We start from the raw sequence: 20,618 nt of genomic DNA on the forward strand, positions 1-20,618 counted from the left end.
AATCGCCGTGTGACCTTGGTTGCGTAGGGTGTCCATGCATGGGGGTGCGTGCGTTCCACCGCGTCCTGAGTCGAGAAATACACGAGGTGGGTGCTCCATGTCCGAGGAGAGAGCCAGGCGTTGGGGAGGCCCCTGATGGGTCTCAGGGCACGTCGGCTTGCGGTGTTCGGTTTGGGCGCGCTCTTTCTCCTCTACGTCCTCGGGACGTTGATCCCGGCGGGGGAGAGCACGGTCGCGGACGCCCTCGGGCAGTGGCCCGGGGCCGTGGTCGCGGGTGGCGCGGGCGCGTCCCTGTTGTTGGCCGCCAAACGGTGGGCTCGAACCGGGGCCGACCGGGACGCGCACGTCGACGGGGCGGACGGTCCGGCCGCGTTGAGGTTCCTCGGTTTCTCGTCTCTGGCCTGGTGCGCGAGTGCCTTGACCCACGCCATCACCCGGACGTTCAGTACCGGATCGGTCTTCTCCCTCACCCTGGGGGATCTGTTCGCCTTGGCGGCGCTGCCTCTCTTCGTGATCGGTTTCACCAAGTTCGCGCCTTGGCCGGGCGGACTGCGTACGGCGATCCGGCACATCACCGACAGTTACGTGTGCGCTGCCGCGGTCTTCTCCGTGGTGTGGGTCCTGCTGTTCTCGCCGTTGTACGAGGAGCTGGGCCAAGGAGCGGGGCTGCTCGGGTTCGCGCTGGTGTACCCGGTGGCCGACATCGTGGTGTTGTGTCTGCTCATCCCGCTGGTGTTCATGTCGCCGCACAGCACCCGGCGCGCGGTGCTGGTGGCGACCGGAGCCCTCATCGCCATCGCCGCCTCCGACATGATCGGCGCGGTCACCCGCCTCACCGGGCCGCCGGTGGCCGGGGGGATCGAACAGCCGGTGCGGTTCCTGGGCTTCGCGCTGTTGGGCGCGCTTCCGTGGCTGGTGGAGCATCGGCCGGGCGCCGAGCCACGCCGGATCACCGGACGTGGGCTGTACCGGTTCGCCCCCGAGTTCGCCGCCTTGGCCGCGATCCTGGCCGCCACCGTCGTGCTCACCGCCGGGGCGTTGCGGATGTCCGAGGTCGCCGTGGTCCTGCCGATCGCCGCGGGCACCGCCGTGATCGTGCTCGTGGTGCGCGTACTGGGAATGCTGGAGGAGAACGCCACCCTCACCCGCATGGTCCGCAACCGTGAGGGGCACTTCAACGAACTGGCCCGCAACAGCGGCGACGTCATCCTGGTGTTGGACCGCGACGGCGGGGTGTTCTACCTCAGCCCGGGCACGGCCGAGGCGTTCGGCTACCGGCTGGACGACGTGCTCGCCGCGCCGGTGACCACGCTCATCCACCCCGAGGACCTGTCGCGCACCAACGCCGTCCTGGACCTGTTCGGCCAACGCAGCGGCCAGGGGGTGCACCTGCGGCTACGGGTACGGGCCGCGGACGGGACCTGGCGGCACACCGAGTCCACCGTCTCGCTCTACGAACAGCCCGGCGAACCCGACCGACTGCTGGTGACCACCCGCGACATCAGTGCGCAGGTGGCCCTACAGGACCAGGTGGAACACCTGACCTTCCACGATGGTGTGACGGGCCTGCCCAACCGGGCCTACCTGGAGGAGCGGGCCAGCGACGTGCTGGCGCACCGGGCCATCAACGACGAGCACACGGGCGACGTCGCGGTGATCTTCCTGGACCTGGACGGGTTCACGTCGGTCAACGACTCCGCCGGACACGTGCGGGGCGACCACATGCTGGGGCAGGCCGCGCGTCGCTTGCGCGGTGAACTGGACTCCAACGCCACCCTGGCGCGCTGGGGCGGCGACGAGTTCGCGGTCCTGGTCGAGGACGTTCCCAAGGCCCAGCGCGTGGTGGACCTGGCCGAACGTCTGGGCCGGGTGATCGCCTCCGAACCCTTCCAAGTGGCCGACCGCGACATCCTGCTGACCGCGAGCATCGGGGTGGCCTTCGCCGAACCCGCCACGGACAGCGGTGAGCTGCTGCGCAACGCCGACGTGGCGATGACCCGCGCCAAGGAGCGCGGCGCGGGCAACGTCGAGGTCTACGCGGCCCACATGCACGACATGGTCGTGTCCCGGCTGGAGCTGCAGATCCGGCTGCGCCAGGCGCTCAGCAACGGCGAGTTCTTCCTGGAGTACCAGCCGATCGTGGACCTTGGGACGTCCCAGGTCACCGCGGTGGAGGCGTTGGTGCGTTGGGACCGTGACGGCGAAATCGTCGGCCCGGACGCGTTCATCGGCGCGGTCGAGGAGTCGGGCCTGATCGTGCCGCTGGGGGAGTGGATCCTGCGTGAGGCCTGCGAGAAGGTCGCCGTGTGGCGGGTCTCGGACTGGGACATCGGCCTGTCGGTGAACCTCTCGGTCAAGCAGGTGCTGTCGCCCCGCTTCGTGCGCACCGTGGAGGGCGTCCTCAACGAGACGGGCCTGTCCTCGGAGGTGTTGACCTTGGAGGTGGACGAGGAGGTCCTCCTCGACGACCAGGGTGACGCGGTGGAGCGCCTCGGTGAGCTCCGTGGGCTGGGTGTTCGGCTGGCCATCGACGACTACGGCATGGGGTACGCGTCCCTGGCGCACCTGCGGGAGCTGAGCGTGGACGCCATCAAGATCGATCCTTCGTTCATCGCCGACCTGGGCCGCGACGACACGGTCACACTGCTCACCCACACGATCGTCCAACTGGGACGGGACCTGGGCGTCCAGGTGGTCGCCGAGGGCATCGAACGCCCCGAGCAACTGGAGCAGCTGCGGGTGATGGGCTGTGACCACGGCCAGGGCTTCCTGGTGGCCCGCCCGATGCCCGCGAGCGGAGTGGAGTCCCTCGTCGGTGGCGAAGCCGGCGTCAACCTGTAGCACGAACCATCCTCGAACCGGATATAGCGCCGTTCACCTGCGGAGACACGGATACGGGCGCTAATTCTCCGTCATGCCCTCTCATCAGCACGAGTTCCCACTCGACCTGATCCGCAACGATCCTGGCTCGGTGGTCGAACTCCTCGAGGAGATCTCCGGCGAGCCACTGCCGGAGCACACCCGGGTCCGATGTGACTCCACCGAGGCCACGAGCACGGCGCCGACCCACCTGACCTCGGATTCGGTGGTGGTCTGCGAACGGCCGCCCTACCCGTACGAGAAGCGGGACGCTCCGGTTCCCGTTGTGGGGATCATCGTCGAACTCCAGAATCGGCCCGACCGCCGCAAGTACTGTCGATGGCCCGCCTACGTGGCCAACACCCGGCTACGGCCGGCATGCCCGGTGGTGCTCTTGGCCCTCTCCGTCGCGGCTCCCGGCGCATTGGAGAAGCTCATCATGCTGAAGGACTACGAGTTCAAGACCGAGCTGATCGGGCGGCCTTTCCGAGAGGGGCGCGTGGAGGGGCGCGTGGACGGGCCTGTCGAGGACCTCTTCGGGGAGTAGTCCGGGATGGACTGGCGAGTCCGACTCAGGGTGGATGTGTCCGACCCCTGTCACGTGTTCTGTGTTACACGCGGCAGGGGTCCTTCGTGCATATGTGCAGGCCAGGGCGTTTCTCGGTGGTGCGAGTCTCGCCGGATACTGAAATCGGCGTCTTGCATGGTGAGACAATATGTGGAACCGGTTGACGCGAACGGGCTCTTTCGGCCAATGTTGACAGCGTGCAGAACAACCTCCTGATTCTCGTACTTGGTCGGCGCGCAGCCCACTGAGTTTCTTCTGCTGCGCGCCACCCCTCGACCGCCACCGGGCGGTGGGGGTTTTTTTATTGCCGCACCAGGCCATGAGACCGGAAACCACCACTTCCAGAGCCCCCACCGCCGCTCTGGGACATCGCTGAAGGATCTTGAGATGACCGAGCAGATGACCGGCGCCCAATCGCTGATCAGGTCGCTGGAGCACGTCGGCGTTGACACTGTCTTCGGGATTCCCGGCGGCGCCATCCTCCCCGCGTACGACCCCCTCTACGACTCGGCCAAGGTGCGCCACATCCTGATGCGCCACGAGCAAGGGGCTGGACACGCGGCCGAGGGCTACGCCTACGCCACGGGACGACCCGGGGTTTGTATGGCCACCAGCGGCCCCGGTGCCACCAACCTGGTCACGCCGCTGGCCGACGCCCACATGGACTCCGTCCCCATGGTCGCCATCACCGGCCAGGTCGCCGCCCCGATGATCGGCACCGACGCCTTCCAGGAAGCCGACATCTGCGGCATCACGATGCCGATCACCAAGCACAACTTCCTGGTCAAGGACGTGCGCGACATCCCGCGCACCATCGCCGAGGCCTTCCACATCGCCTCCAGCGGTCGCCCCGGCCCGGTCCTGGTCGACATCTCCAAGGACGCCCTACAGGCCGCCGCCGAGTTCGTCTGGCCCGAACGTCTGGACCTGCCCGGCTACCGCCCGGTCACCAAGCCGCACGGCAAGCAGGTCCGCGAGGCCGCCCGGATGATCGCCGACGCCAAGCGCCCCGTCCTCTACGTGGGCGGAGGGGTCCTGCGCGCCAACGCCGCCGCCGAACTGCGGGTCCTGGCCGAACTCACCGGCGTCCCCGTGGTCACCACCCTGATGGCCCGCGGTGTCTTCCCCGACTCGCACCCGCAGTACGTGGGCATGCCGGGCATGCACGGCGACGTCGCCGCCGTCGGAGCGCTGCAACAGGCCGACCTCATGATCGCCCTGGGCGCTCGCTTCGACGACCGCGTCACCGGCCGGCTGGACAGCTTCGCCCCCGACGCCAAGGTCGTCCACGCCGACATCGACCCCGCCGAGATCTCCAAGAACCGGCACGCGGACGTTCCCATCGTCGGCGACGCCCGTGAGGTCATCGCCGACCTGGTCGTGGCGGTGCGCGCCGACCAGGAGAAGGGCCGCCAGGGCGACTACGAGGCCTGGTGGAACCGGCTGAACCAGCTGCGCACCACCTACCCCAAGGGCTACGACGTCCCCGACGACGGCTCCCTGTCCCCGCAGGCCGTCATCGAGCGTCTGGGCCAGGTCGTGGGTCCCGAGGCCACCTACGTGGCGGGCGTCGGCCAGCACCAGATGTGGGCCGCGCAGTTCATCGACTACGAGCGTCCCGGCTCCTTCGTCAACTCCGGTGGTCTGGGCACCATGGGCTTCTCCGTCCCGGCCGCCCTGGGCGCCAAGGCCGGCGACCCCGACCGCGTGGTCTGGGCGGTCGACGGCGACGGCTGCTTCCAGATGACCAACCAGGAACTCGCCACCTGCGCCGTCGAGGGCATCCCGATCAAGGTCGCCATCGTCAACAACGGCAACCTGGGCATGGTCCGCCAGTGGCAGACCCTGTTCTACGAGGGCCGCTACTCCAACACCGACCTACAGACCTCACCGAAGGACGAGAAGGTCCGGATCCCGGACTTCGTGCGCCTGTCCGAGGCCTACGGTTGTGTCGGACTGCGTTGCGAACGTCCCGAGGACATCGACGCCACCATCGAGAAGGCGATGTCGATCAACGACGTCCCCGTGGTCGTCGACTTCACCGTCAACCACGACGCCATGGTCTGGCCGATGGTCGGTCCCGGCGTCAGCAACGACAACATCCAGTACGCGCGGGACATGGCGCCGAACTGGGAACACCAGGACTAGGAGAAGGCCGAACAAGCATGAGCAGTCACACGCTTTCCGTTCTGGTGGAGGACACACCGGGCATCCTCGCCCGAGCCTCCGCTCTCTTCTCCCGTCGTGGGTTCAACATCGACTCGCTCAGTGTCAGCACCACTGAGTACCCCGGTCTGTCCAGGATGACGATCGCGGTCAACTGTGACCTCCACCCCTTGGAGCAGGTGACCAAACAGCTCAACAAGCTGGTCAACGTCGTCAAGATCGTGGAGATGGACGCCACCGCGTCGGTGCAGCGCGAGCTGCTCTTGATCAAGGTCAAGGCCGACGCGAACAGCCGCACACATGTGCTTCAGACGGCCGAGCTCTTCCGCGCGCACGTCGTGGACGTCAGCCCGGACGTCGTCGTCATCGAGGCCACCGGTGACCCCGAGAAGCTCGATGCCCTGGTCAAGAATCTGGAACCCTTCGGAATCAGGGAACTGGTCAAATCAGGGCTGGTCGCCCTGGGCCGGGGACCGCGTTCCATCACTGACCGCTCCCTGCGAGCGATCGAACGCAGCGCCTGAGCCCCTGAGAACGCAGAAACAAGGAGTAATCCCAAGTGGCAGCAGAGATGTACTACGACGACGCCGCGGACCTCGCGCTCATCCAGAGCAAGAAGGTCGCCGTGATCGGTTACGGCAGCCAGGGTCACGCGCACGCGCTGTCGCTGCGGGACTCGGGCGTGGACGTCCGCATCGGTCTGGCCGAAGGCTCCAAGAGCCGGGCCAAGGTCGAGGAGGAGGGCCTGCGCGTCCTCACCCCCGCGGAGGCCACCCGCGAGGCCGACGTCATCATGATCCTGGTCCCCGACCACATCCAGCGTGACCTCTACACCGAGGAGATCGCCCCCAACCTGGAGGCCGGCAACGCGCTGTTCTTCGCGCACGGCTTCAGCATCCGCTATGGCCTCATCGAGGCCCCCGAGGGCGTCGACGTCGCCATGGTCGCCCCCAAGGGCCCCGGCCACCTGGTCCGTCGCCAGTACGAGGCCGGGCGCGGCGTGCCCTGCCTGGTCGCGGTCGAGAGGGACGCCAGCGGACAGGCCTGGGACCTGGCCCTGTCCTGGGCCAAGGGCATCGGCGGTACCAAGGCCGGCGTCATCAAGACCACCTTCACCGAGGAGACCGAGACCGACCTGTTCGGTGAGCAGACGGTGCTGTGCGGTGGCACGGAGGAGCTGGTCAAGGCCGGTTTCGCCACCCTGGTGGAGGCGGGCTACCAGCCGGAGATCGCCTACTTCGAGTGCCTGCACGAGTTGAAGCTGATCGTCGACCTCCTGTACGAGGGCGGCATCTCCAAGATGAACTGGTCGATCTCGGACAACGCCGAGTACGGCGGCTACACCCGTGGCCCGCGTCTGATCACCGAGCAGACCCGCGAGGAGATGCGCAAGATCCTCGGTGAGATCCAGGACGGCACCTACGCCAAGGAGCTCATGGACGAGTTCGACAACGGGAAGCCGACCTTCACCAAGCGTCGTGAGGCCGAGCAGGCCGAGCAGATCGAGAAGGTGGGCGCCGAGCTGCGTCCGCTGATGAGCTGGCTCAAGGCCTGACGTCCGCGGGACTCTCGCATACGAAGGGGGGAAGGTGAGACATCTTTCCCCCCTTTTTTCGCCCCTTGCCCAGTGGGCTTCCCTACCCCACAGGTAGACTTTGGACCGGCCGTCACACCCGATTCGGGCAGCGCCTCCACCTGCGCGATCGGGTCGCACCACCTGAAAAGGAACCGTTGTGCCCAAACCCGTCGTACTCGTCGCGGAAAAGCTCTCGCCCGCCGGAATCGCGCTCCTCGAAGAGGACTTCGAAGTCCGTCATGTGGACGGTGCGGACCGGTCCCGGCTCCTTCCCGCCCTGAGCGGCGTCGACGCCCTGATCGTGCGCAGCGCGACCCAGGTGGACGCCGAGGCCGTCGGCGCCGCCGACCGCCTCCAGGTCGTGGCCCGCGCGGGCGTGGGGCTGGACAACGTCGACGTGGACGCGGCCACCAAGGCCGGCGTGCTCGTCGTCAACGCCCCCACCTCCAACATCATCAGCGCCGCCGAGCAGGCCATCAACCTGTTGCTGGCCAGCGCCCGTAACACCGCCCCCGCGCACAACGCCCTCATCAACGGTGAGTGGAAGCGCTCCAAGTACACGGGTGTGGAACTGTACGAGAAGGTCGTCGGCGTGGTCGGCCTCGGCCGTATCGGCGCGCTGGTCGCCCAGCGTCTGCTGGCGTTCGGCACCAAGGTCATCGCCTACGACCCGTTCGTGCAGCCGGCCCGCGCCGCGCAGATCGGCGTGGAAATGACCACGCTCGACGACCTCCTGGCGCGTGCCGACTTCATCACCATCCACCTGCCCAAGAACAAGGACACCCTGGGGCTCATCGGGGACGAGGCGCTGTCCAAGGTCAAGCCCTCGGTTCGGGTCATCAACGCCGCGCGCGGCGGCATCCTCGACGAGGACGCCCTGTACCGGGCCCTGAAGGAAGGGCGCGTGGCCGGCGCGGGCATCGACGTGTTCGCCAAGGAGCCGACCACCGACAGCCCGCTGTTCGAGTTCGAGAACGTCGTGGTGGCTCCGCACCTGGGCGCCAGCACCTCCGAGGCGCAGGAGAAGGCCGGCACCCAGGTCGCCCGTTCGGTGAAGCTGGCCCTGTCCGGGGAGTTCGTGCCGGACGCGGTGAACGTGCAGGGCACCGGCGTGGCCGAGGAGATCAAGCCGGGACTGCCGCTCACCGAGAAGCTGGGGCGGGTGTTCACGTCGCTGGCCGGCGCGCTCGCCGCCCGCATCGACGTCGAGGTGCGGGGCGAGATCGCCCAGCACGACGTGAAGGTGCTGGAGCTCGCCGCACTCAAGGGTGTGTTCACCGACGTGGTCGAGGACACCGTGACGTTCGTGAACGCCCCACTGCTGGCCAAGGAGCGGGGGGTCGAGGTCAACCTCGTGACCAGCGACGACAGCAGCGACTGGCGCAACCTGATCTCGGTACGCGGTGTGCTGGCCGACGGCACCCGGGTGTCGGTCTCCGGTACCCTCACCGGCCCCCGCCAGACCGAGAAGCTGGTGGAGATCAACAACTACACGATGGAGATCGGCCTCGCCGAGCACATGGTGTTCCTCTCCTACGAGGACCGCCCCGGCATCGTCGGTAAGGTCGGCGCGCTGCTCGGCGACTCCGAGGTCAACATCGCGGGCATGCAGGTCATCCGGGACAAGGAGGGCGGCAAGGCGCTGATCGCGTTGACCGTCGACTCCGCGGTGCCGGACGAGATCCTGACCTCGATCGGCGCGGAGATCGAGGCGGACATCGTCCGCCAGATCGACCTGGAGGACTGACCCCGGGCTGATGGAATAGGGCCGTTCCGTCCAGATTTCGTTTATTGATATCTGGTCTGGGCGGCCCTTCTGTTGTGTTGCGTGAATTCCATTATGTGTTACTGGGTGCAGTCATTCCTGAATGCCGTTTCGGTGATCTAATGTGCGTCAAAAATTAGTAAAGAGAAGAGGGCGGCTGCTGCTCTTTTTCTTTGTCGCTGTGAGACTGTTGTGGTCATGGCCTCGGGCCGGCCGCAGGTGAGCGTTCTTTCGGGTCGGTTGGGGGTAATTCTACCGATCCGTTCGAATGGAGTTCGAATTGCGATTTCTGCGGCGGCGTTCTGTCCTCTTATTCTTGTCTTCGATAATCGCTGTTTCCGTGCTTTTCGGACTGTTGTTCGCCCAGGGTCTGATCGATGTTTGGTCGGCCGTGCAGATAATCGCTTTGGCGTCCCTCTCCGGTCTGATCCTGCAACTCGTGGTCCAGGTGCGGCGTATCACGGTCCAGATCAGGCATCTGAGTCGTGGTTTCGATCGGCAGGTACGAGAGGTCACCGAGATCGCGGGGGAGAACCGGGCCGAGCTGTTCGGTCGAGCCGATGAACTGACCGAACGGCTGGACGAGGTGGGCCGTTCAGTGACCGAACTTCACACGGAGATCCGCCGTGGGCCGCCCGGTGCGCAGGTGTTCGGGAACACCTCGGTGCCGGCAAGGGTGCTCTCATGAAGGTCGAAGTTCTGGACGAGGCCCTCAAGGGCCGTGGGCCGGGGCGTCTGATGCTGTGCCACATCGGCAGGGGAAGCACACCGGCTCCTTCCCGCTCAGTGACCGGGATCGAGGTCGTCGACCTGCCACGCGTGACCGGGCTCTCGTTCGGGGCGACCGTCGAACGTGTCGTTCTCCTCGCGGCGACCACAGCGGACTTGCGCGCGGCCATCCCCCTGAGTGGCGGGTTGCCGTCGGCGGCCGAGGTCCGGATCGTGGTCATGACCTCGGCTCCGCACATCGGGCCGCCCTTTCCGGTGGTGCCCGGTTCGGGGCAGTGGGAGGGGTTACTGGACTTCCAGGTGGGTCGTCTGGCGGACCGTGGCTGGTCCTGCGCGTTCGCCTTCACCGACCCGGTGGAGATACAGGTGGTCCTTCGCGCGGTCGCCCAGGGGATGTTGGGCGGTCGGCGGGACCGGCGAGTACCGGTGCCGGAGGGCTTGGACGGTGCCCCTGACACGGGCCCCACCTGGGAGGAGTTGGGTCGTTCCGGCGCGTTGGTCGGTCGTGTCGTCGGGCCGGGTGTGTCGGTGGACGCCGTGCCCGCTGTCGATGAGCGGGTGGTGAATCCGATGGGGTTCGTCAGGTCTGCGAAGCCCAAGGTGGGGCGGTTGGTCTCGCGTGGTGGTCGGTGGGTGTTGGCCGTGGGGGACAGGGTGCGGTGGCGGGTGCCGGAGGACGGTGCCGTGACCGATGTGGTGGTGGCGGGTCTGCGTGATCTGCGTGCGGTGCGGGTGGAGTGGGGTCGGCACAGCGGGCCGGTGGCGGCGGTGCGCGCGGTGGTCGGGTTGGCCGCGGCGGGTGTTCCGCTGGTGGGAGCCCGACCGCCGATGTGGGCGTGGCCCTTGGGCGAGGAACTCCACGCGCTTCTCGGACGAGCGAGTGAGGAGGGGTTCGTCGACGAGCTGTTGCGTGAGGAGCACAGTGTGCGGTGGCGGCGGGTGGCGTTGCGGGTGTACGGGCGGCAGGCGCGCTGGTATCGGTCCGGTGGGGAGCCGGTAGAGCCTTCGGTGTCGGTGGTGTTGTGTACGCGGCGGCCGGAGATGGTGGGGTTCGCTCTGCGGCAGGTGGCGCGGCAGCGGGGTGTGGGCGTGGAGGTGGTGTTGGCCCTGCACGGGTTCGGGGCCGGCACTTCGGGGGTGCGGGAGGCGATCGAGACCTACCGGCGGAGTGGGCGTCCCCTGGTGGTGTGGGAGCCGGATTCGGAGATGGTGTTCGGTTCGGTGTTGAACGGGGCGATCGCGCGGGCGAGTGGTTCGTTGGTGGCGAAGATGGACGACGACGATTGGTACGGGCCGGATCATCTGTGGGATCTGGTGGCGGCCCGCCGCTATTCCGGCGCCGACCTGGTCGGCTGTGCCGCGGAGTACCACCACCTGGAACAGTTGGATCTCACCGTTCGACGTCCGGTCCGCTCCGAGTGCTTCGCCCGGCACGTGACCGGTGCCGCGATGCTGACCGACCGCACGGTCCTGGAGGAGGTCGGCGGTTTCCGGCCATGGAAGGTCGATGAGGACGCCGGTCTCCTCGACGACGTACGCGTTATGGGTGGCGCGATCTACCGCACCCATGGTCTGGGGTGCGTCATCCGCCGCAGGCCGGCCGGGCACACCTGGCGAGAGGACCCCGGCTACTTCTTGCGGGGAGCACACCGACAGTGGCGTGGTTGGCGGCCCAGCGTGTTGCTGGAGCCCGACCTCATGGACGCGCCGGTGAGGGCACCCGGCGAGAGCCCCCTCGACATGACGACATCCGGGAGTCGACGATGACGCTTGTTCAAGCCGGACCGGTGCGGTCGCGATCCGCGCCTCGTCCGCTCATTCGCCGTAACGACTATTCGGTGTTGGAGCCGCCCGCGTTGGGGGAGTGGGAGCCCGAGTTGTCGGTGGGTGTGGTCGTTCCGGCCTATGGCGGTCAGGAGGGGTTGGATCTGACCCTGGCCTCGTTGGCGGCGCAGAGTTATCCGGGTGGTCTGATGGAGGTCGTGGTGGTGGACGACGGCAGTGATCCGCCGCTGCGGCTGCCTCCGATCCGCCCGGAGCACACCCGTCTACTGGTCGCTTCAGAGAAGGGCTGGGGGCCGGGGCACGCGGTCGCGGCGGGTGTGGCGGCCTGCTCGACGTCGGTCGTGCTGCGGTTGGACGCCGACATGGTCGTCGGTCGGCGGCACGTCGAGGCGCAGATGCGCTGGCACCACCTGGCCGATTACCTCGTCGTCATGGGTCGGGTCGTCTTTGGTGAGGAGCAGGCTCGCGGGTTCACCCCCGCCGGTGTCCACGAACACGTGTCCCGGGCGGAGACGGGCGAGCACCTGTTCCCGGGCGCGGGCGGCATGGAGTGGGTGGCCGAGATCCTGGAAGGCACCGATGACCTGCGCTCGGCCGGGCACCGGGCCTGGGAGGTGTTCACGGGGGCCACGGCCTCGACGCGGCGCGAGTTGTTCGAGGCGGTCGGTGGGATGTCACCGGACCTGGTCCTGGGAGAGGACAGCGAACTCGGGTACCGGCTTTCGCAACGGGGCGCGGTGTTCGTCCCGGAGCACGAGTCCGTGGGTCTGCACCTGGGAGTACCGACGACGGAGCGACGCGGGGAGGAGGCGGCGCGCTATGGGCGTCCCTTCCTGGAGAACCGGGTTCCTCGCAAGTACACCCGCCGCCGGATACCCGGGCGGACCTGGCAGGTGCCCTTCGTCGACGTGGTGGTCGACACGGTGGGTCGCACGTTCGACGACGTGGTCGAAACGGTGGACGCCCTGCTCGCGGGTGACGTGGCGGACATCCGGGTCACCTTGGTGGGCGAATGGTGGCGGGTCACGCCGGGGCGATACGCCACGATCGACGATCCGGCGGTGGACGTGCGGCTCCTCCACGAGAACTACCGCTGTGAGCCGAGGACGCGCTTCGCCGAAACCGAACCGGAGCCCGACCCGGACGTCCCCTTCCGGCTCCTGCTGTCTCCCGGTACACGCCAGAGGAGGTGCGCGGTACGCGTCCTGACAGGGACCGCCGACCGTGAGGGGGCCGGCCTCGTGCGGTCGGTGGGCGCGGGTGGAAGGGCCGAACCACTACGTCTGGAGCGCACCGCGGCCTTCGCTCGCGCGCGGCACCTGGGGGTGGACATGGCGGGCCGGGACGCCGCCGTCGCCCGGTTGTGGGGTGTGCACGTGCTGGATCACGCCGAGGTTCTCACCGCGTCGAAGAAGGGCGAGGAGGTGCCGCCGAAGGAGTGGCACAAGAAGATGTGCAAGGCGGAGCGGGACGCGACCCGCTGGCGGACGGAGGTCGAGCGGTGGGAACGCCGGATTCGGGCGCTGACTCAGGGACGCGGTGCGTGGTTGTTGCTCGGCGGGCTCCGTAGGTGACACAAGGCGAATCCCCGCGTCGACGCGGTTCGTTCGCACCGATGTGATCAGGGAGAACACAAAGTCTTCTCACATGGTGAGAAGTTCTGGTCATATAGTTGGACATCCGATAGTCTGAAGTCCTAGGAGTCAGTGGTGTAGGCGCACTGCCCGACGCCACGATCCACGCCGAACCCGCCCCCACCGGGGCCCGTCGCGGCGACTCCGGCAGGCGATCCCGCCGGGGCGAACTCCTTGTCCCCCTTCCTTCGTGGACACCGTCGCCCACGCCGTTCAGCGGTGATGGCCCCGTCGTGCTCGGGTGCCATCGCACAACGCATCCGGAGGATCACATGTACGACATGATCGAGTACCCGTCCGCTCCCGACACCGATGACGAGATCGCTCGCGCCCTGCAGGACGCGATCAACCGTCGCGCCTGAGCGAATTCGCGGGTGGGGGGCTGTGCCGGTCGTTCGGGCCGGTACAGTTGTCTCACCTAATGTTCATTTGATCTCGCCATGTGAGAAGCACGGGCGTGGTCACGTCTGAGTTAGAGGCAGTCCGTATGGCAGCGCGCACCGTGAAACTGGCCGTCATCCCCGGAGACGGGATCGGACCCGAGGTCGTCGCCGAAGGCCTCAAGGTGCTGGGGGTCGTGGCCGCCCGACACGACCTGGCCATCGAGACCACCGAATACGAGCTCGGCGCCCGGCTCTGGCACCGCACCGGTGAGACGCTGCCCGACACCGTCGCCGAGGAACTGCGCGGACACGACGCCATCTACCTGGGCGCGGTCGGCGACCCCTCCGTCCCCAGCGGCGTGCTGGAGCGCGGCCTGCTGTTGCGCCTGCGCTTCGACTTCGACCACTACGTGAACCTGCGCCCCGTCCGGCTCTACCCGGGCGTGGACAGCCCCCTGGCGGACGTTTCCCCCGAGGACATCGACATGCTGGTCGTTCGGGAGGGCACCGAGGGCCCCTACGCCGGTGCCGGCGGTGTGCTGCGCAAGGGCACCCCGCACGAGATCGCCACCCAGGACAGCGTCAACACCCGCTTCGGGGTCGAGCGCGTGGTCCGGTACGCCTTCGACAAGGCCGCCGAGCGTTCCCGCAAGAAGCTGACCCTGGTGCACAAGGACAACGTCCTGACCTTCGCCGGTGAGCTGTGGCAGCGCACCGTCAAGGAGGTCGGCGCCGAGTACCCGCAGGTGTCCGTGGACTACTGCCACGTCGACGCCGCGTCGATGTTCTTCGTCGGTCAGCCGGGCCGCTTCGACGTGGTCGTCACAGACAACCTGTTCGGCGACATCATCACCGACATCGGCGCCGCCATCACCGGCGGCATCGGCCTCGCCGCCAGCGGTAACATCAACCCCGACAACACCTTCCCCAGCATGTTCGAGCCGGTCCACGGTTCGGCGCCCGACATCGCGGGCCAAGGCAAGGCCGACCCGACCGCCACCGTGCTGTCGGCCGCCGCCATGCTGGACCACCTGGGGGTTCCCGAGGCCGCTCGCCGCATCGAGCAGGCGGTCTCCAAGGACCTGAAGACCCGCGCCCAGAGCGACGAGGTCCGGTCCACCTCCCGGATCGGCGACGACCTCGCCGCGCGAGTAGCCGAGCAGGGCTGAGGCGACCGCCTCCGGCCCTGCCTCGAACAGCGGGCGCGGCCGTAGCGGGACTTCAGCCACCTCACGACCCACGATCGGGCGCGTCCGGAGTATCCGGCGCGCCCGTCGTCAGTTCGACCGTCCAAGGCCGGCTCTGGCCCCGGGTGCGCTCTTCCGACACACTGGATTCCAGGTCGGCGGCGCTGCCGACCCGATGCACCCGAGAGGACCACCGACAACATGAACAACAACACCACCACCACTGGGTTGACGTTCGACGTCCAGCTCTCCGACCGGCGGAAGACCCCGCAGGAACGTGAGGCACTGCTGGAGAACCCCGGGTTCGGTCAGGTGTTCACCGATCACATGGTGAGCATCCGCTACACCGAGGGCGAGGGCTGGCACGACGCCAAAATCGAACCGTACGGCCCGCTGTCCCTGGACCCCGCCACGGCCGCCCTCCACTACGGGCAGGAGATCTTCGAGGGACTCAAGGCCTACCGTCACCCGGACGGTTCGCTCGCCTCCTTCCGCCCGGAGGCCAACGCCGCCCGCTTCAACCGGAGCGCCGCGCGCATGGCCATGCCGGCGCTGCCCGAGGAACTCTTCCTCAAGTCCATCGAACTGCTCATCGAACACGACGGTGCCTGGGTCCCGGACAAGGAGTACTTCAGCCTCTACCTTCGTCCGTTCATGGTCGCCACGGACGTCGGCCTGGGGGTCAACCACCCTTCCCGCAGCTACGTCTACCTGCTCATCGCCTCGCCGGTGGGTTCCTACTTCTCCGGTGGCGTCCAGCCGGTGACGGTCTGGTTGTCCAAGGACTTCACCCGCGCCGCCCCGGGCGGCACCGGTGCGGCGAAGGTCGCCGGCAACTACGCCGCGAGCTTCCTGGCCCAATCGCAGGCCGTGGAGAAGGGCTGCGACCAGGTCGTGTGGCTGGACGCCCGCGAGCACCGTTGGGTCGAGGAGATGGGCGGCATGAACCTGTGGTTCGTGTTCGGTGAGGGTGAGAACGCGCGCCTGCGCACCCCCTCGCTGACCGGAACCCTGTTGCCCGGCATCACCCGCGAGTCGCTGCTCAGGCTCGCCCCCGACCTGGGCATCCCCGCCGAGGAGAAGCCGCTGTCCATCGACGAGTGGAAGAGCGCGGCCGAGTCCGGTGAGATGACCGAGGTGTTCGCCTGCGGTACCGCTGCGGTCGTCACCCCGGTCGGTCACGTCAAGAGCGACGACGGTGAGTTCACCATCGGCGACGGCACCCCGGGCCCGGTCACCATGCGTCTGCGCGAGGAGCTCGTCGGCCTGCAAACGGGCGTGCGCGCCGACAAGTACGACTGGATCACCAAGTTCTAGTCGGTCGCGGTGTCGCCCGGGGCACCCCGGGCGACCCACGCCATCGATCCCCCTCATCCCCTGGAGCCCCATGACCGAGTCCCCGTCCCACGCCCCGGACGGTTCCCCCCGAAACCGATCCCCCTGGCCGGCCAGGGTCGCGCTGACCGCCTGTGCGGCTCTGGTGGTGGGCGCCGTCGTCTACGGCGCGGCGGAGGTGTCGGCGGCGCTGAACCCGCCATCCCGGGCCCCGGCGGAGTCCGCCGACGAACCCTCCACCTCCGAGCGTACGAGGACCACCTTGCTCAGCCCCGACGAACCGGAGGAGGAGCGCGTCGCGGAAGAGGAGCCCGGCGGCGAAGCGGTCGCGCCGGCCGGGTCCGGGGCCCCGGCCGGTGGACAGGAGACCGCGCCGGCGCCACCGGCCTCGCCAGGTGAGGATGATCCGGGCCGGATCGACCCGCGTCGGGAGGTCCTGGACGAGATCCTCGACACACCCCAGGAGCGCCCGCCGATGGAGCCGCTCATCACACAGGAGGAGCTCGACGCCATGACACAGGAGGCCGAGTCCGCCGTGGTTCCGCAGACCCCGGCGCCCATGGACCCCTAAGCCCGGGATGTCCGTAGTGGGAAATTCATATCTTGAAGGGTGAGACAAACCGGCCCCGAGGTGCGACTCTTCGGGGTCGGTATGGCACACTGGCCCCATGCCGTCCCAGGTCGTGATTATTCAGGGGCGCGCTGGCTGACGACTTCCCGCGATGACGCAGGGAAGAGAATCCGGACCCTGCCGGCGCGCTGACCTCTCGTGTCCACGAGGGGTCTTTTTTGTTGGCCGGGGCCGCCGTGCACATCCACCTTCGGGAGTTCCACTGATGAGGGACGACAGTTTCCACGTCTTCGACACCACGCTGCGCGATGGGGCCCAGCGCGAGGGGATCAACCTTCGGGTCTCCGACAAGCTGGCCATCGCGAAGTTGCTGGACGACTTCGGGGTGGCGTTCATCGAGGGCGGTTGGCCCGGCTCCAACCCCAAGGACACCGAGTTCTTCCAGCGGGCTTCACAAGAGCTCCGGCTGGAACACGCGCGACTCACCGCGTTCGGCGCGACCCGCCGTGCCGGTGTGGAGGCCGCCGACGATCCTCAGGTGGCCGCGCTGCGCGACAGCGGCGCGTCGGTCGTCACCCTTGTCGCCAAGAGTGACGACCGCCACGTCGAACGTGCCCTGCGCACGACCCTCGACGAGAACCTCGCCATGGTCGCCGACACCGTCTCGCACCTGCGTGAACACGGACAGCGCGTGTTCGTGGACTGCGAGCACTTCTTCGACGGCTATCGCCACAACCCCGAGTACGCCCTGTCCGTGGTGCGCGCCGCGGCCGAGGCCGGCGCCGACGTGGTGGTCCTGTGCGACACCAACGGCGGCATGCTGCCCGGCGACGTCCGACGCGTGGTCACCGAGGTGCTGGAGGCCACCGGTGCGCGCCTGGGCATCCACGCCCAGGACGACACCGGCTGCGCCGTCGCCAACACCCTGGCGGCCGTGGACGCCGGAGCCACCCACGTGCAGTGCACCGCCAACGGCTACGGCGAGCGGGTGGGCAACGCCGACCTGTTCTCCGTGGTGGGCGCGCTCACCCTCAAGTACGGCCGCGAGGTGTTGCCCGAGGGCTGCCTCGGCGAGATGACCCGGGTGGCCACCACGATCGCCGAGATCGTCAACCTGGCCCCCGACACCCATCAGCCCTACGTGGGGGTTTCGGCCTTCGCGCACAAGGCGGGCCTGCACGCCTCGGCGATCAAGGTCGATCCCGACCTGTACCAGCACACCGACCCGGAGTTGGTCGGCAACCGGATGCGCATGCTCGTATCCGACATGGCCGGGCGCGCGTCGGTGGAGCTCAAGGCCCAGGAACTGGGGCTGGACCTGTCCGGTGATCGTGGCCTGTCCGGCCGGGTCGTGGAACGGGTCAAGGGCCTGGAACTGTCCGGGTACAGCTTCGAGGCGGCCGACGCCTCCCTGGAGCTGCTGCTGCGCGAGGAGATGGGCGAGCCCGTCCGCTACTTCGAGACCGAGTCCTGGCGGGTGCTGACCGAACGTCGCCCGGCCGCCGGATCGGGCCCGCTGTCCAGCGACTACGTGAGCCTGACCGAGGCCACCGTGAAGCTGCGGGTCAAGGGCGAGCGCGTGATCGCCACCGCTGAGGGCAACGGCCCCGTGAACGCCCTGGACCGTGCGCTGCGCGGCTCGATGGAGAACGCCTACACCGCGCTGGCAGGCCTGGAACTGACCGACTACAAGGTCCGCATCCTGGAGGGCGCCTCGGGCACCGACGCGATCACCCGGATCCTCATCACCTTCAGTGACGGAGCGGGGGAGTGGACGACGGTGGGGGTGGGCCCCAACGTCGTCGACGCCTCCTGGGTCGCGTTGGAGCAGGCCCTCACCTACGGCCTGCTGCGCCAGGGCTACCCGAGGGATTGACACTCGGTCGGGTGACGGAGAAGTCACGTTCTCCCGTCACCCGACCGCACCGTTGGACGCACGTCGCAGGTCACGGGCTTGAAACTTACTTACAGGTAATAAATACCTGTCCGAAGGGCCATAGCCACGGTGACCTGGACCACTCGATACTGCGAACTTTCAGTTGGTTCGCGATGGACGAGTGGTGATAGATGTCGAACGAAACCGTGGTGCGCCCCTCCGTTGGCGCACTGTTCGTCTTCCCGCGAAGCGCAGGTCATGCGCCACCTGAAGACTTCGGGACGTGTCCTCACCCACGATTCGCACACGGGGTGGGGGTAACGGCGTGACCACCGGTTCGGCGACCGACCGGCCGGCCGTGTCACCGCCATCCCCCAAGACCCGTAGGAAACGAGCCCGAGCCGGAAAGGACGCCTTGCTCGCCTGGGGCTTCCTCGGCCCCTCCGTGGCGATCTTCGCGCTCTTCCTCGTCTACCCGCTGGGCCGCACCGTCTATCTGTCGTTGCACGGCAACGACATCATCGGCAGACCCGACCGGTTCGTCGGCCTGAGTCACTTCGCCGAGATGGCCTCCGCCGAGTACGTCCAGGTGCTGATCACCACCGTGCTCTTCAGTGTCGGCGTGGTCGTGCCGGGAGTGGTCGGCGCGCTGATCATCGTCCTCCTGATGGAGGGGGTGATTCGTGGACAGAGGTTCCTGCGCGGAGCCTTCGCGGTGCCGTTCGCGTTCTCCGTGGCCAGCGCCTCGGTGATCTTCGCGGTCTTCTACAGCCCCGGCAACAGCGTGCTCAACGGCATCCTGTACCGCTTGGGCCTGGACCAGGTGCCCTGGCTGACCTCGCAGGAGATGGCCCTGTGGTCCATCGTCATCACCACCGTGTGGATGAACCTGGGCTACGGGGTGCTGGTGCTGGCCGCCGGTATCGGCTCCATCCCCAAGGAGGTCAACGAGGCCGCACGCATCGACGGCGCCACCGGGCCGAGGCTGGCCTGGGACGTCACCATCCCGATGCTCGGACCACAGCTCTTCTTCCTGATCGTCATCTCCACGATCAACGCGCTACAGAGCTTCGGCCAGATCCACATCCTCACCGGCGGAGGGCCGGTCGGCTCCACGACCACCCTCGTCTACTCCATCTTCCAGGACGCCTTCGCCTACGGCACCAGCGACTTCGGTCGGGCCAGCGCCCAGGCGCTCGTCCTGCTGTTGGTGGTCCTGGTGTGCACCGCGCTCCAGTTCGGTGTCATCGAGCGGAAGGTGCACTACTCATGACGACCGTCGAACGTGACACCGTGCCCGCCCGCGCCGGGTCGGGCCGTGTCGGACACCGGCACACGCCAGGGCACGTCGCGGGCCGGGTCCTGCTGTACCTGACGCTGGCCGTCTTCCTGATCCCGGTGATGTTCCCCGTCTACTACGTGTTCGCGGGCGCGCTCATGGGGTCGCAGGACCTGTCGGCCTTCCCACCAAGGCTGCTGCCCACCGGTGTGAACCTGGAGAACGTCCAGGGCGCCCTGGACGCGGTGCCGCTGCTACGTATGTACGGGAACTCGCTGGTCATGGCGGGCATCATCACGGTGAGCCAGCTGTCCACCTCCGCCCTGGCCGCGTACGCGTTCGTGTTCCTGCGCTTCCGCGGCAGCGCGGTCGTCTTCGCGCTGTTCCTGTCCACGCTGATGGTGCCGGCCGAGGCGACCTTCATCCCCAACTACCTGACCATCACCGGGTGGGGGATGGGCGACACCTACGCCGGCCTGGTCATGCCGTTCCTGGCCTACGCCTTCGGCACGTTCCTCCTACGCCAGAGCTTCAAGCAGTTCCCCCGCGAGCTGTTCGACGCCGCGCGCATCGACGGCATGGGCCACCTGCGGTTCCTGTGGACCATCCTGATGCCGCTGAGCAAGCCGGCCCTGACCGCCGTCGGCGTGTACGTGTTCATCACCAGCTGGAACATGTACTTCTGGCCGCTGATCATCACCCGCAGCACCGAGATGCAGACCCTACAGATCGGCCTCAACAGCCTCAAGGTGGGGGAGTACTCCAACCCCGGACTCCTCCTGGCCGGCGCCGCGCTGTCGGTCCTTCCCACACTCGCCCTCGTGATCTTCGGACAGCGCTTCATCGTCCGAGGGCTCACCGCGGGCGCGGTCAAGTAGGGCGCGAAACACCTAGTGGAGACGAGA

Annotated in this window: 15 protein-coding genes; all 15 read left to right on the plus strand. The window is 67.9% G+C overall.

The features are described from left to right. Positions 1-135: 135 nt before the first annotated feature. On the plus strand, positions 136-2,841 hold the full coding sequence (locus tag NLI01S_RS09635) for a putative bifunctional diguanylate cyclase/phosphodiesterase (protein ID WP_067602550.1): 2,706 nt from the start codon (positions 136-138) through the stop codon (positions 2,839-2,841). 73 nt (positions 2,842-2,914) lie between these two features. Next, positions 2,915-3,406, plus strand: coding sequence for a hypothetical protein (locus NLI01S_RS09640; RefSeq protein ID WP_067602553.1), 492 nt, complete (start codon positions 2,915-2,917; stop codon positions 3,404-3,406). A gap of 246 nt (positions 3,407-3,652) precedes the next feature. Then, a complete protein-coding gene (locus tag NLI01S_RS09645; RefSeq protein WP_263363281.1) occupies positions 3,653-5,575 on the plus strand; it encodes an acetolactate synthase large subunit in 1,923 nt (640 codons plus the stop codon). A 17-nt stretch (positions 5,576-5,592) separates the two neighbouring features. Continuing rightward, positions 5,593-6,117: an acetolactate synthase small subunit gene (ilvN, locus tag NLI01S_RS09650; RefSeq protein ID WP_067602559.1), complete on the plus strand. Its 525-nt coding sequence runs from the start codon at positions 5,593-5,595 to the stop codon at positions 6,115-6,117. Between the two features lie 35 nt (positions 6,118-6,152). Beyond that, positions 6,153-7,148 carry a ketol-acid reductoisomerase gene (gene ilvC / locus NLI01S_RS09655; protein WP_190318417.1) on the plus strand — a complete coding sequence of 332 codons (996 nt, stop codon included), beginning with the start codon at positions 6,153-6,155 and terminating at the stop codon, positions 7,146-7,148. 178 nt (positions 7,149-7,326) lie between these two features. Beyond that, positions 7,327-8,916 (plus strand): phosphoglycerate dehydrogenase, encoded by a 1,590-nt coding sequence (gene serA / locus NLI01S_RS09660; RefSeq protein WP_067602565.1) that lies wholly within the window; start codon positions 7,327-7,329, stop codon positions 8,914-8,916. A gap of 286 nt (positions 8,917-9,202) precedes the next feature. Continuing rightward, complete coding sequence (locus tag NLI01S_RS09665; protein ID WP_067602570.1) at positions 9,203-9,622, plus strand: hypothetical protein; 420 nt, start codon at positions 9,203-9,205, stop codon at positions 9,620-9,622. Beyond that, positions 9,619-11,430, plus strand: coding sequence for a glycosyltransferase (locus tag NLI01S_RS09670; RefSeq protein ID WP_067602573.1), 1,812 nt, complete (start codon positions 9,619-9,621; stop codon positions 11,428-11,430). Before NLI01S_RS09665 ends, NLI01S_RS09670 begins: the two co-directional genes overlap by 4 nt. Next, positions 11,427-13,022 carry a glycosyltransferase gene (locus NLI01S_RS09675; protein ID WP_067602576.1) on the plus strand — a complete coding sequence of 532 codons (1,596 nt, stop codon included), beginning with the start codon at positions 11,427-11,429 and terminating at the stop codon, positions 13,020-13,022. Before NLI01S_RS09670 ends, NLI01S_RS09675 begins: the two co-directional genes overlap by 4 nt. A gap of 547 nt (positions 13,023-13,569) precedes the next feature. Continuing rightward, on the plus strand, positions 13,570-14,634 hold the full coding sequence (locus tag NLI01S_RS09680) for a 3-isopropylmalate dehydrogenase (protein WP_067602579.1): 1,065 nt from the start codon (positions 13,570-13,572) through the stop codon (positions 14,632-14,634). A 219-nt stretch (positions 14,635-14,853) separates the two neighbouring features. Then, positions 14,854-15,969 carry a branched-chain amino acid aminotransferase gene (locus tag NLI01S_RS09685; protein ID WP_067602582.1) on the plus strand — a complete coding sequence of 372 codons (1,116 nt, stop codon included), beginning with the start codon at positions 14,854-14,856 and terminating at the stop codon, positions 15,967-15,969. A 70-nt stretch (positions 15,970-16,039) separates the two neighbouring features. Next, a complete protein-coding gene (locus NLI01S_RS09690; RefSeq protein WP_067602586.1) occupies positions 16,040-16,558 on the plus strand; it encodes a hypothetical protein in 519 nt (172 codons plus the stop codon). Positions 16,559-16,823: 265 nt separating this feature from the next. Further along, on the plus strand, positions 16,824-18,434 hold the full coding sequence (cimA, locus tag NLI01S_RS09695) for a citramalate synthase (RefSeq protein ID WP_067602589.1): 1,611 nt from the start codon (positions 16,824-16,826) through the stop codon (positions 18,432-18,434). 325 nt (positions 18,435-18,759) lie between these two features. Then, positions 18,760-19,707 carry a carbohydrate ABC transporter permease gene (locus NLI01S_RS09700; RefSeq protein WP_067602592.1) on the plus strand — a complete coding sequence of 316 codons (948 nt, stop codon included), beginning with the start codon at positions 18,760-18,762 and terminating at the stop codon, positions 19,705-19,707. Further along, entirely contained in the window at positions 19,704-20,591 is an 888-nt protein-coding gene (locus NLI01S_RS09705) for a carbohydrate ABC transporter permease (RefSeq protein ID WP_067602595.1), read from the plus strand. The genes NLI01S_RS09700 and NLI01S_RS09705 overlap by 4 nt, the downstream gene beginning before the upstream one ends. The last annotated feature ends 27 nt before the right edge of the window (positions 20,592-20,618 follow it).

The organism is Nocardiopsis listeri NBRC 13360 (assembly GCF_001570765.1).
In the GTDB taxonomy this organism is placed as follows: Bacteria; Actinomycetota; Actinomycetes; order Streptosporangiales; family Streptosporangiaceae; genus Nocardiopsis; species Nocardiopsis listeri.

Coding starts and splice junctions, on each gene's coding strand:
- NLI01S_RS09635 (WP_067602550.1), top strand. CDS start 136: ATGGGTCTCAGGGCACGTCGGCTTGCGGTGTTCGGTTTGGGCGCGCTC.
- NLI01S_RS09640 (WP_067602553.1), top strand. CDS start 2,915: ATGCCCTCTCATCAGCACGAGTTCCCACTCGACCTGATCCGCAACGAT.
- ilvN (WP_067602559.1), top strand. CDS start 5,593: ATGAGCAGTCACACGCTTTCCGTTCTGGTGGAGGACACACCGGGCATC.
- NLI01S_RS09665 (WP_067602570.1), top strand. CDS start 9,203: ATGGAGTTCGAATTGCGATTTCTGCGGCGGCGTTCTGTCCTCTTATTC.
- NLI01S_RS09670 (WP_067602573.1), top strand. CDS start 9,619: ATGAAGGTCGAAGTTCTGGACGAGGCCCTCAAGGGCCGTGGGCCGGGG.
- NLI01S_RS09675 (WP_067602576.1), top strand. CDS start 11,427: ATGACGCTTGTTCAAGCCGGACCGGTGCGGTCGCGATCCGCGCCTCGT.
- NLI01S_RS09680 (WP_067602579.1), top strand. CDS start 13,570: ATGGCAGCGCGCACCGTGAAACTGGCCGTCATCCCCGGAGACGGGATC.
- NLI01S_RS09685 (WP_067602582.1), top strand. CDS start 14,854: ATGAACAACAACACCACCACCACTGGGTTGACGTTCGACGTCCAGCTC.
- NLI01S_RS09690 (WP_067602586.1), top strand. CDS start 16,040: ATGACCGAGTCCCCGTCCCACGCCCCGGACGGTTCCCCCCGAAACCGA.
- cimA (WP_067602589.1), top strand. CDS start 16,824: ATGAGGGACGACAGTTTCCACGTCTTCGACACCACGCTGCGCGATGGG.
- NLI01S_RS09705 (WP_067602595.1), top strand. CDS start 19,704: ATGACGACCGTCGAACGTGACACCGTGCCCGCCCGCGCCGGGTCGGGC.